The organism is Klebsiella sp. 7-CIP_Kleb., from assembly GCF_050378655.1.
Lineage (GTDB): Bacteria > Pseudomonadota > Gammaproteobacteria > Enterobacterales > Enterobacteriaceae > Klebsiella > Klebsiella quasipneumoniae.
In genome coordinates this window covers 31,769-42,121 of the sequence record NZ_JBNRLJ010000014.1, presented here as the reverse complement: position 1 = coordinate 42,121, position 10,353 = coordinate 31,769, and the positions used below count along the sequence as shown (strand labels likewise).

Below are 10,353 nucleotides of genomic sequence, written 5' to 3'. Positions count from 1 at the left end.
CTTTTTGTCGGCCGCGGCGTCGATTTTCGCCTGGCGTTCGGCCAGCGCTTTATCAACGGCTTTGGCGACGATGGCGTCGATCTGTTCCTGAGTAAATTCTTGCGCCATTACGGAAATTGGGCACAGCGCGGCGACAACCGCCATGGCTAAAGGCAGTTTTTTCACAGTATTCATGGTTATCTCGCTTTAATAATTAATATATTTCAGATAATAACCATCCCATTCTGGCTAAAATATATAGCCAAAATAAGCTGATTTGTTTTTTAGGGTACAACGACGCCGGAGAATAATATTCTCGCAGGCGTTATTCCATATTAATTAACGCTGGTACAGATGGATTAATTCTTCTGAGAACTCGCGGGCCAGCAGCGAATTCATCAGATGATCCTGGGCATGTACCATAATCAGCGTCATAGGCTGACGCGCTTCACCGGCATCCTGCTCGATGAGCTGGGTCTGCATCTGATGCGCCCGACGGGCGTAACCGTCGGCTTCATTTAACAGTAAACGCGCTTCGTCGATATTTCCGGTTCGGGCCGCATGTAGCGCTTCAAAACATAATGAGCGTGACTGTCCCGCATTAACGATAATTTCCATTACCGCATCTTCTAATTCAATCATGTGTATTCCTGAGGTCTTTATTATTTAATAATGCAGTGAAAGTCCTTTTTCTGCATTATTACGCTGCCATCATATTATCTCTCCGGGGCGGAGAGGAATTAGCTAACGGTTTCTGCCACCGGAACGCTATTTTTGGTTTTCTCAACTTCGGTTTTCATTAAGGAACGTTCATAGGCGCGCAGGAACGGCAGGTAAATGACCGCCGACATCACCATGCAGATAAGGCACATCACTACCGGGCTCAGCGTCCAGTTGGCCGCCCACGAGGCGCCAATCGGTGCCGGCGTGGTCCACGGAGTGAGGGACACCACCTGGCTCAGCCAGCCAAGACGCGTCGCGCCGTAAGCTAGCACCGCGTTGACCATCGGTACGCAGACGAAGGGGATAAACATCATCGGGTTCATGATGATCGGCGCCCCGAACAGGATCGGCTCGTTGATATTAAAGAAGCTCGGCACGATACCCATCTTGCCGATGGTGCGCAGATGCGTGGCCCGACTACGCAGCAGCAGGAAGGCCAGCGGTAGGGTCGAACCGACGCCGCCAATCAGCAGATAGTGATCCCAGAAGCCCTGCAGATAGACGTGCGGCAACACCGTGCCGGCCGCCAGCGCAGCCTGGTTTGCCGAGAGGTTAGCCATCCAGAACGGGTTCATAATGCCGGTGACAATCAGCGAGCCGTGGATCCCAGCGAACCAGAAAATCTGGCACATCAGGACGGAGAGCAAAATCGCCGGCAGCGAGTCGGAGGCGGAAACCAGCGGCTCCAGCAGATGCATGATCGCCTGCGGCAGGATCATCCCGGTCTGCGCTTCGATAAACAGGTTCAGCGGATGCAAAGTACCAATCACCACCAGCACCGGGATAAGGATTTCAAACGAACGAGCGACGCCGGTCGGTACCTCTTTCGGCAGTCGAATGGTGATGTTGTTTTGCTTCAGCCACGCGTAGACGCGGGTGGAGTAGATGGCGGTGATCAGGGCGGTAAAAATGCCCTGGCCGGACAGATACTGAGTGGAAATTTTTCCATCGGCATAGGGCGCGGCGACCAGCAGGAAGGCCATAAACGCCAGCAGACCGGACATCACCGGATCCAGCTGAAACTGACGACCGAGGCTGGCGCCAATGCCGACCGAGATAAAGAAGGTCATTACGCCCATGCTGAGGTTAAACGGCAGCATCAGCTGTTCGCGGTAGTGCTGGGAGAAATCGAGCCAGCCGCGGGCAAAGCCGTTGGTGGTCTCGGGTGAAAACGGCGGAAAGATAAATACCAGCATGAAAGAGCCGATGATCATAAACGGCAATGCGGCAGTGAAGCCATCGCGGATAGCGATAACATATTTCTGCTGCCCAAGGCGTCCTGCCAGCGGAGTAATAGATTGCTCGATCACGGCAATCATGGACTGATACAGAGAACTCATTTCAACACCTCTCAGTGCGCCGCTGGGATCAGCGACAGAGCATAATTCAGGACGTTGTCTCCCCGCTGCATACCGTAGTCCATCGTATCGATGGGCTGAACGGGAATGTTCAGGGGAGCCGCTTTGTCAGACAGGGTTTTCAACATGTATTTTACCTGGGGGCCTAGCAACACCACCTGATACTGCGGAAACTGGATGTCAAATTCGGAAACGCCATAGGCGTCAATCTGCACCGGCAGATCACGTTCATTCGCCGCCTCCACCATCTTTCTGACCAGCAGACTAGTGGACATTCCGGCAGAGCAGCACAGCATAATCTTGTACATCGACGACCATCCTCAAAATGTAAAAAGTTATTGCGTGGATGATTTGATATCAGACGGAAACCGGTTTCCATTTATAAAAAGCAGAACTGTGATAGTGGTCAAGATCTCCTGCTTATGGGGCGGATTTATTGGATTTGGCTCACATTATTCTGTCGATTTGGCGATGTTTTGCGCTGAAATGGAAAATCGGTTTCCAAACAAATGGCGAAATGGATATACTGCGCTGGTCATAATTGAAGCGATTCAGGTTTACAGGATTTTGGCGGGACGCGGCGCCCGCGCAGGGGAAAATGATGTCGACAATCAATGATGTTTCACGACTTGCCGGGGTTTCCAAAGCCACGGTGTCGCGAGTGTTGAGCGGCTCACGTGGCGTGAAGGAAGCCAGTCGTCAGGCGGTGCTGCAGGCGGCGGAAGCGCTCAATTACCGGCCAAACATGATAGCCCAGTCGTTGCTTAGCCAGTCCACCGGCTGCATCGGCGTCATCTGCGCCCAGGACAATATCAATCAAACCACCAGCTATCTCTACGCCCTGGAAAAACAGCTCAGCCAGCACCAGAAGCACCTGCTGCTGCGCTTCGCCAACACCAGCAGCGGCGTGATGAACTCGCTGGAGGAGTTAACCTGCGGGCTGTGCGATAACGTGCTGATCATCGGCGCGCGTTTTCCTCTGAATATTAACCGCCCGGACGTGGTGTTGGTGGACTGCCTCGACAGCGAGGGCGAAAACAGCATTCAGTTCGATCACGCCTTCGCCGCCGAAACCGCCTGCCACTATCTGATAAGCCAGGGCAGAAGGCAGATTGCGCTGATCCATCCGCAGAGCAGCGGCTTTGCCGATCAGGTGCTGCTGGGCTACAAGCACGCGCTGGAAAAAAACTTTTTGCCGTTTAATCGCAATCTGGTGTTTCTGGATAACACCTCGCCGTCGGTGGCGGTGCAGGAGCTGGTCAATAACGCCACGACGCTGAACTTTAACGCGCTGCTGGTGAGCGATGAGCTGCAGGCGCAGCGCGTGGTGCCGCAGCTGCAGGCGTTTAACCGCGCCGTTCCGCAAAATGTGATGGTGTTTAGCCTCGCCGGATCGTTACAGCTGCCCGGAATCCCGACTATCCCGGCGATTGAATATTCCATGGACGCGATGGCGTCGCGGATCGTCAACTGGCTGACCGAGAAAACGGACAACCCGGGCGGCAGCCCGCTGCGCGGCGATTTAATTATTCCAAAGCACTGATCGTCGCTCTTGCCCTGACCCGCCGCCGTTGGCTGCGGGTTTTTTATTGGCTGTTTTTTGTCGTATCCCTCACATTATAAATAAAACTCATATCTGTCGCCGGGTTTTCGAACCGGACAGCCTGCGTGACCTGCCTTAAGTTGAGTACGAAAGTTCCACTCAAAAAAAACACTAACCAGAACATTCGTACCGCCTGCTTGAGGAAGTCACCCTATGAATCACATGAACGTTGTCGATGTGAAAGCGTGGATAGATGCCCGCCCGGTCTCGCGCTTTCAATGGAACGTGCTGCTGCTCTGTTTCATCATCATTATGCTGGATGGGTATGACGCTGCGGTGATGGGCTTTGTCGCCCCGGCGCTCATCGAGGACTGGGGCATCAGCCGGGCTGAAATGGGGCCGATTCTTGGGGCGGCTATGTTCGGCGTCGCCATTGGCGCGCTGGTGGCGGGCCCGCTTTCTGACCGCTACGGCCGAAAACGCATTTTACTCTGGTCGGTGGCGCTGTTTGCGCTGTTCAGCCTGGCCGGCGCCGTGGCGCAAAGCCCGTCGCAGCTGGCGCTGCTGCGCTTTCTCACCGGCCTCGGACTTGGCGCCGTGATGCCCAATTGCGTCACGCTGGTGGCGGAATATATGCCGGAGCGGCGTAAAGGGGTGATGATCACCCTGATGTACAGCGGATTCAACGTGGGTTCCGGCCTCGGCGGCTTTATCGCTGCCGGGTTGTTATCGCATTACAGCTGGCACTCGGCGCTGATTTTTGGCGGCGTGCTGCCGCTCGTGGTGCTTCCCTTTATGATCGTGATGTTGCCGGAGTCGGCGATGAGCATGGTGGCGCGCCGACTACCGGGCGAGCAGATCGCCAGGGCGCTTAACCGGCTTGGAGGCCAGTTTACGGCTGACACCGTCTTCCAGCTGAATGCGCCGCCCATCACGCGGAGCAGTAAAGTGGCGCAGCTGTTTCGGTATGGCTATGCCCGCGGCACGATAGCGCTGTGGCTGACCTATTTTATGGGGCTGTTCGTGATATATCTGCTGAACGGCTGGCTGCCAACCATTCTCCGCTCCGGCGGGCTGTCGCTGCAGCAGGCGGCGATGATGACCGGCTTGTTCCAGCTCGGCGGCCCGCTGGGCGGCATCCTTGTCGGTATGCTGATGGATCGTGCTTCGGCGAAAGCGGTGATTGCGGCAACCTATTTCCTCGGCTGCCTGTGCCTGTTGTCCCAGGGGTTGATGGACTTCGGATCGGCGGCGCTGTCGGTGCTGATTTTTATCAGCGGGATGTGCATTAACGGCGCGCAGAACGGTCTGCAGGCCTATTCGCCAGCCTATTATCAAACCGAGATCCGTGCTACCGGCGTCAGCTGGATGCATGGTATCGGCCGTACCGGGGCTATTCTCAGCTCCACGCTGGGCGGGATGCTGATGCTGGCCGTGCCGGGACACTCGTCGATCTTTTTGGTGCTTGCGCTGCCGGCCTGCCTGGCGGGGACCTGTATTTTGTTGCACCGTATGAATCACGCTAAGCCTCGACTCACAGAGGCAGAACTGGACGCTTTGTCATCCCCCCTGGAACACCGATAAGTGGAGTTATCTGATGGCTAACATTCTCGGCGGTATCGCCGTCTCTCATACCCCGACTATCGGCTTCGCGGTCGATCATCATAAACAGCAGGACCCGGCATGGTCGCCGATCTTCCAGAGCTTCGAACCGCTGCAGCGCTGGCTGGAGGAGAAAAAACCGGATGCGCTGGTGTACATCTTTAATGACCATGTGACCGCCTTTTTCTTCGATCACTATTCGACATTTACGCTGGGAATCGATAGTCAATATGACGTTGCCGATGAAGGCGGCGGACCACGCTGTCTGCCGCCGGTCCAGGGCAATGCGGCGCTCTCAAGGCACATTGGCGCCAGCCTGATGGCCGATGAGTTTGATATGTCGTTCTTTATGGATAAAAAGCTCGACCACGGCCTTTTCTCGCCGCTTTCGGCGCTGTTGCCCTGGGATGAAGCGCAGGGGTGGCCGACGGCGGTAATCCCGTTACAGATCGGCGTGCTGCAATTTCCGGTACCGAGCGCGCGCCGTTGTTACCGACTCGGCCAGGCGCTGCGCCGGGCAATTGAAAGCTTCCCGGAAGATATCAATGTGGCGATTGTCGCGACCGGCGGGCTCTCGCATCAGGTTCATGGCGAGCGCTGCGGATTTAATAATCCCGACTGGGATGCCCAGTTTGTTGACATGTTGGTTAATGACCCGGAAAAGCTTACCGAAATGACCCTTGGCGAATATGCCGAGCTGGGGGGAATGGAAGGGTCTGAGGTGATCATGTGGCTGGTGATGCGCGGCGCGCTATCAGCCAATGTCACCGAAACCTGGCGCGACTATTACCTGCCGTCGATGACCGGTATCGCTACGCTGATCCTTGAGAACAATGCGCGCCTGCCCCCCGTCGATACCCTGACGCGCCATCGCCAGCATATGGCGCAGCAGCTGGCCGGGGTGGAGAAACTGCCGGGAACCTATCCTTTTACCCACGAGCGCAGCCTGAATGGCTTGCGGCTTAACCGTTTCCTGCATCGGCTGATTGAGCCTGCCTGGCGCGAACGTTTTCTGCAGTCGCCTCAGTCGCTTTATGCCGAAGCCGGACTGAGTGAGGAGGAACAGCAGTTGCTCAACGCACGCGACTGGCGGGGATTGATTCAGTATGGCGCCAGTTTCTTCCTGCTGGAGAAAATGGGCGCGGTGGTCGGCGTATCCAACCTGCATATTTACGCCGCGATGCGCGGGCAGACGCTGGAGGCGTTTCAGCAAACGCGCAACCAACAGGTAACCTATTCGGTGGCGGGTAAACGTTAAACGGTCCCGTCCTGAACCTGCTGATAAATAAAACGCAACAGCGCCTGCGTCGCCGGGGAGGGCAGGCTGCCGGCGCGAAACGTCAGCCCGATACGCCGGGTGGTATCGGGCAGGGGGACCGGCAACACGCTGAGCAACCCATTGTCAGTTTCAAAACGCATCTGGCTGGCGGAAACCGCCGCCAGCATGTCGGAGTCCTGCAGCAATCCTCGCACCATCGCCGCATCCCCGGTCTCCACCGTCGGCTGGGGCAGCGGCAGCCCCAGGGTGACAAACGCCTTATCCAGCAAATGGCGCGCCGGCGCGTTGGCGCGCGGCAGCACCCATTGCGCTGTCGCCAGCTGGCTGCGCGGATCCGGATGGCGCAGCAGCGGGTGGTTATTACGCAGTAAAATCAGCATATCCTCTTCGAATAACGCCTCGCTACAGAGGTCCGGGAGATCTTCATCCTGACGCAGGGCGCCGATAATAAAATCGATATTACCTGCGCGCATATCGGCGACCAGCGACTCATACGGGCTTTCATTGGTCATGAGGGTAATGCCCGGGTGCTGGGCCAGAAAGGCGGCGATGGCGGAGGGCAGTAGCCGGGTGCGACTCAGCGGCAGGGCGCCAATGCGCACGGTGCCCTCCAGCACCCCGCGACGGGCGGCGAGATCGCTCCAGATGTTTTCCAGCTCGTTGAGCGCTCTGCTCACCGGGGGATAGAGCAGTTCTGCGGCAGGCGTGGGACGCACCCCTTCTGGCGTTCGGCGAAACAGCGCCGAATCCGCCCCTTTCTCCAGGACCTTCAGCGCGGCGCTGACCGCCGGCTGGGTGATCCCCAACTGTTGCGCGACGGTTTGGGTATGGTTGACGTGATAGAGCTGAATAAAAATGGCTAACCGGCGGGTATTGAACAGCCAACCGGCGTCCGCCAGCGGGCCGCTGGTGCGGGTATGGTGCTTCTGCAACAGCGCCGGGATGGCCTGCAGGTCGTCAATCGCCCGCCGGGCGCGCGGCAGGATGCACTTGCCATACTCGGTGGGCACCATGCCGCTGTAATGGCGTTCGAACAGCGTGACGTTCAACGCGGCTTCAAGGTCGCGGATAGCCCGGGTTATCGCTGACTGCGTGCGGAATAAGTCATCGGCAGCACGCGAGACGCTTCCGCGCAGCGCGACCTGACAAAAAAAGCGCAGCTGCATGATATTTATGATTTTATCGTGCTTTCTCTTCAGCATTATTCGTCAGGCCTGAAATAGTGAGTGAGTCGACAACATAAATAAAAATCATAGCCTTCGCAAGTTAACGAATTACCTTCCAACGGCGGGACATGACAAGCTGAAAAAAACAACAGAGGAAGCCATCATGTCTCATCCGGTTAGCGAAAAAAGTGCCCTTGTCGTCAGCGCCCACTCGGCCGATTTCGTCTGGCGCGCGGGCGGTGCGATAGCCCTGCATGCCCTGCAGGGCTATCAGGTCCATGTGGTCTGTTTGTCCTTTGGCGAGCGCGGCGAGTCCGCCAAACTGTGGCGTAAAGGCAACATGACCGAGGAGGCGGTGAAGCAAGTCCGTCGCGAAGAGGCGCAGGCCGCCGCCGAGATCCTGGGCGCCAGCGTCGAATTCTTTGATATCGGCGACTATCCGCTGCGCGCCGATAAAGAGACGCTGTTTCGTCTGGCGGATGTGTATCGCCGTATCCAGCCCCACTTTGTTCTGACGCACTCGCTGCAGGATCCCTATAACTACGATCACCCGCTGGCCTCCCACCTGGCTCAGGAGGCTCGGATTATCGCTCAGGCAGAAGGCTATCGCCCTGGCGAGAAAATTGTCGCTGCTCCCCCGGTTTACTGTTTCGAACCGCACCAGCCGGAGCAGTGCAACTGGAAGCCTGATGTGCTGCTGGACATCACCACTGTCTGGGAGAAAAAGTATCAGGCCATTCAGTGTATGCAGGGCCAGGAGCATTTGTGGGAGTACTACACCCGCGTGGCGCTGCAGCGCGGAGTGCAGGCCAAACGCAACATCGGCATCACGGCCGCGCGCGATATCGTTCACGGCGAAGCCTTCCAGAGCATCTTCCCCCGCGTAACGGAGAACCTGGCATGAACCTGTTAAATAAAAAAGGCCTTGTTATCCGCCATCTGCCGCGCCATGACGAGGCGGTTTTGCGCCGCTGTGAGGCGGCCGGGGTGGCGACGCTCCATGAAGCCTGGGCACGCCAGGGGCTGATGGGACCGGCAATCCGTCCGATTCAGCAGGGCGTCAGCCGGGCGGGCAACGCGGTCACGGTACTGGTGACGCCAGGCGACAACTGGATGTTTCATGTTGCGGTCGAGCAGTGCCGCGCCGGCGATATTCTGGTGGTGGCCCCGACGTCGCCGTGCGGCGATGGCTTCTTCGGCGATCTGCTGGCGACGTCTCTCCAATCGCGCGGTGTGGTCGGTCTGGTGGGCGATATCGGCATTCGCGATTCGCAAACGTTGCGGGAGATGGGATTCGCCGTCTGGTCCCGTCAGGTTTATGCCCAGGGAACGGTGAAAGAGAGCCTCGGCTCGGTTAACGTCCCGGTGATTTGCGCAGGCCAGCTTGTGCAGCCGGGCGATGTCGTGGTGGCCGACGACGATGGCGTCGTGGTGCTGCCTCACGCCCAGGTGCGTGATGTGCTCGATAAAGCGGAAGCACGCATGAGCAATGAGCTTGCGAAGCGTGAGCGGATGCGCCATGGCGAGCTGGGGCTGGATATTTACGCGATGCGCCAGCGTCTGGCGGAAAAGGGGCTGCGGTATTACGACAGCGCAGATGAGGTGGAGGAGTAAGATGGCGCAACGCGGAATTCCCTGTCTATGGATGCGCGGCGGCACCTCGAAGGCGGCCTGTTTTCTGGCTGACGATCTGCCTGCCGATCCGGTGCAACGTGATGCGGTGCTGCTGGCGGTGATGGGCTCGCCTGATCCCCGGCAAATTGACGGGATCGGCGGCGCCGATCCGCTGACCAGTAAAGTGGCGATTATCCGCCGCTCCGCACGGCCTGACGCCGATGTGGACTATCTGTTTGCCCAGGTGAACGTGACGGGGGCCTCTGTGGACTACGGCCAAAACTGCGGCAATATTCTTGCCGCCGTTGGCCCTTTCGCCATCGAGCGTGGGCTGATTCGCCACGATGCGCCGCTCACTCGGGTGCGTATTTATATGGAGAACACGGGGCAACTGGCGGTGGCAGAGATCCCCTGCGATGCCGACGGGGTCGACTACGTCGGCGAGAGTCGTATCGATGGCGTGCCGGGCAGCGCCAGCCCGATCCTGCTCCATTTTCTTGATGTCGCCGGCTCCAGCTGCGGGGCCCTGCTGCCGACCGGCCGGGTCCGTGACCGTTTTGACGGCGTCGAGGTGACCTGCATCGATAACGGAATGCCGGTGATCCTGCTGCGCGCGTGCGACCTCGGTTGCACCGGCTATGAGACGCGCGAACAGCTGGATAATGACGACGCGCTTAAACGTCGCCTGGAGTCGATTCGCCTGCAGGCCGGGCCGCTGATGCAGCTTGGCGACGTCAGCCAGCGCACGGTGCCCAAGATGACCCTGATCGCCGAGCCGCGACACGGCGGCGCCATCAGCAGCCGCACCTTTATCCCGCACCGCTGCCACGCGTCGATCGGCGTATTTGGCGCGGTGAGCGTGGCCAGCGCCTGTCTGCTTCCTGGATCCGTCGCGCAGGGCATGGCGCAGGTCGCGCCAGGCGCTACGCCGCTGCTCAGCGTCGAGCATCCGACAGGCGAATTTAGCGTGACGCTTCAGCTTGACGCAGACGGCGCCCTGACAGGCTGCGGCCTGTTACGCACGGCGCGACTGCTGTTTGCTGGCGAAGTTTTTATTCCGGCCCGCGTCTGGCCGCGTGAGGAGTAATG

11 protein-coding genes and 1 pseudogene are annotated in these 10,353 nt (G+C 58.3%); 7 read left to right on the top strand and 5 right to left on the bottom strand.

The window, feature by feature from the left end; all coding sequences use genetic code 11:
• The 4 genes and pseudogenes from ACQUTI_RS25030 to ACQUTI_RS25015 all read right to left on the bottom strand — a co-directional run.
• Window positions 1-174, bottom strand: a pseudogene (locus ACQUTI_RS25030) (carbohydrate porin); the annotation flags it as partial.
• A gap of 144 nt (window positions 175-318) precedes the next feature.
• Entirely contained in the window at window positions 319-621 is a 303-nt protein-coding gene (locus ACQUTI_RS25025) for a PTS lactose/cellobiose transporter subunit IIA (protein ID WP_004205145.1), read from the bottom strand.
• 98 nt (window positions 622-719) lie between these two features.
• Window positions 720-2,042, bottom strand: a complete 1,323-nt coding sequence (locus ACQUTI_RS25020) for a PTS sugar transporter subunit IIC (protein WP_004205144.1) — start codon at window positions 2,040-2,042, stop codon at window positions 720-722.
• 11 nt (window positions 2,043-2,053) lie between these two features.
• Window positions 2,054-2,368: a PTS sugar transporter subunit IIB gene (locus ACQUTI_RS25015; protein WP_023319372.1), complete on the bottom strand. Its 315-nt coding sequence runs from the start codon at window positions 2,366-2,368 to the stop codon at window positions 2,054-2,056.
• A gap of 94 nt (window positions 2,369-2,462) precedes the next feature.
• Between ACQUTI_RS25015 and ACQUTI_RS25010 the strand changes: the two genes are divergently transcribed.
• The 4 genes from ACQUTI_RS25010 to ACQUTI_RS24995 all read left to right on the top strand — a co-directional run bounded on the left by ACQUTI_RS25010 (window position 2,463) and on the right by ACQUTI_RS24995 (window position 6,463).
• Complete coding sequence (locus tag ACQUTI_RS25010) at window positions 2,463-2,678, top strand: hypothetical protein (RefSeq protein ID WP_131080047.1); 216 nt, start codon at window positions 2,463-2,465, stop codon at window positions 2,676-2,678.
• Window positions 2,662-3,603 (top strand): LacI family DNA-binding transcriptional regulator, encoded by a 942-nt coding sequence (locus ACQUTI_RS25005; RefSeq protein ID WP_004205142.1) that lies wholly within the window; start codon window positions 2,662-2,664, stop codon window positions 3,601-3,603. The genes ACQUTI_RS25010 and ACQUTI_RS25005 overlap by 17 nt, the downstream gene beginning before the upstream one ends.
• A gap of 213 nt (window positions 3,604-3,816) precedes the next feature.
• Window positions 3,817-5,187: an MFS transporter gene (locus ACQUTI_RS25000; RefSeq protein WP_043522802.1), complete on the top strand. Its 1,371-nt coding sequence runs from the start codon at window positions 3,817-3,819 to the stop codon at window positions 5,185-5,187.
• 13 nt (window positions 5,188-5,200) lie between these two features.
• The gene (locus tag ACQUTI_RS24995) at window positions 5,201-6,463 is read left to right on the top strand and encodes a gallate dioxygenase (protein WP_004205139.1); all 1,263 of its coding nucleotides are present in this window, start codon (window positions 5,201-5,203) and stop codon (window positions 6,461-6,463) included.
• Here ACQUTI_RS24995 and ACQUTI_RS24990 read toward each other — a convergent pair.
• Window positions 6,460-7,686 (bottom strand): LysR family transcriptional regulator, encoded by a 1,227-nt coding sequence (locus ACQUTI_RS24990; protein WP_017900183.1) that lies wholly within the window; start codon window positions 7,684-7,686, stop codon window positions 6,460-6,462. The two genes, ACQUTI_RS24995 and ACQUTI_RS24990, sit on opposite strands and share 4 nt — an antisense overlap.
• A 127-nt stretch (window positions 7,687-7,813) precedes the next feature.
• Between ACQUTI_RS24990 and galB the strand changes: the two genes are divergently transcribed.
• The 3 genes from galB to ACQUTI_RS24975 are packed head-to-tail and all read left to right on the top strand — an operon-like array spanning window position 7,814 to window position 10,351.
• Window positions 7,814-8,554: a 4-oxalmesaconate hydratase gene (gene galB, locus ACQUTI_RS24985; RefSeq protein WP_004205133.1), complete on the top strand. Its 741-nt coding sequence runs from the start codon at window positions 7,814-7,816 to the stop codon at window positions 8,552-8,554.
• The gene (locus tag ACQUTI_RS24980) at window positions 8,551-9,264 is read left to right on the top strand and encodes a 4-carboxy-4-hydroxy-2-oxoadipate aldolase/oxaloacetate decarboxylase (protein ID WP_032456757.1); all 714 of its coding nucleotides are present in this window, start codon (window positions 8,551-8,553) and stop codon (window positions 9,262-9,264) included. Before galB ends, ACQUTI_RS24980 begins: the two co-directional genes overlap by 4 nt.
• A gap of 1 nt (window position 9,265) precedes the next feature.
• Window positions 9,266-10,351 carry a 4-oxalomesaconate tautomerase gene (locus tag ACQUTI_RS24975; protein ID WP_004205131.1) on the top strand — a complete coding sequence of 362 codons (1,086 nt, stop codon included), beginning with the start codon at window positions 9,266-9,268 and terminating at the stop codon, window positions 10,349-10,351.
• Window positions 10,352-10,353 lie beyond the last annotated feature (2 nt).

Excerpts from the sequence above, each read along its gene's own strand:
- ACQUTI_RS25025 (WP_004205145.1), bottom strand. The coding sequence starts at position 621 with ATGATTGAATTAGAAGATGCGGTAATGGAAATTATCGTTAATGCGGGA.
- ACQUTI_RS25020 (WP_004205144.1), bottom strand. The coding sequence starts at position 2,042 with ATGAGTTCTCTGTATCAGTCCATGATTGCCGTGATCGAGCAATCTATT.
- ACQUTI_RS25015 (WP_023319372.1), bottom strand. The coding sequence starts at position 2,368 with ATGTACAAGATTATGCTGTGCTGCTCTGCCGGAATGTCCACTAGTCTG.
- ACQUTI_RS25005 (WP_004205142.1), top strand. The coding sequence starts at position 2,662 with ATGTCGACAATCAATGATGTTTCACGACTTGCCGGGGTTTCCAAAGCC.
- ACQUTI_RS25000 (WP_043522802.1), top strand. The coding sequence starts at position 3,817 with ATGAATCACATGAACGTTGTCGATGTGAAAGCGTGGATAGATGCCCGC.
- ACQUTI_RS24995 (WP_004205139.1), top strand. The coding sequence starts at position 5,201 with ATGGCTAACATTCTCGGCGGTATCGCCGTCTCTCATACCCCGACTATC.
- ACQUTI_RS24990 (WP_017900183.1), bottom strand. The coding sequence starts at position 7,686 with ATGCTGAAGAGAAAGCACGATAAAATCATAAATATCATGCAGCTGCGC.
- galB (WP_004205133.1), top strand. The coding sequence starts at position 7,814 with ATGTCTCATCCGGTTAGCGAAAAAAGTGCCCTTGTCGTCAGCGCCCAC.
- ACQUTI_RS24980 (WP_032456757.1), top strand. The coding sequence starts at position 8,551 with ATGAACCTGTTAAATAAAAAAGGCCTTGTTATCCGCCATCTGCCGCGC.
- ACQUTI_RS24975 (WP_004205131.1), top strand. The coding sequence starts at position 9,266 with ATGGCGCAACGCGGAATTCCCTGTCTATGGATGCGCGGCGGCACCTCG.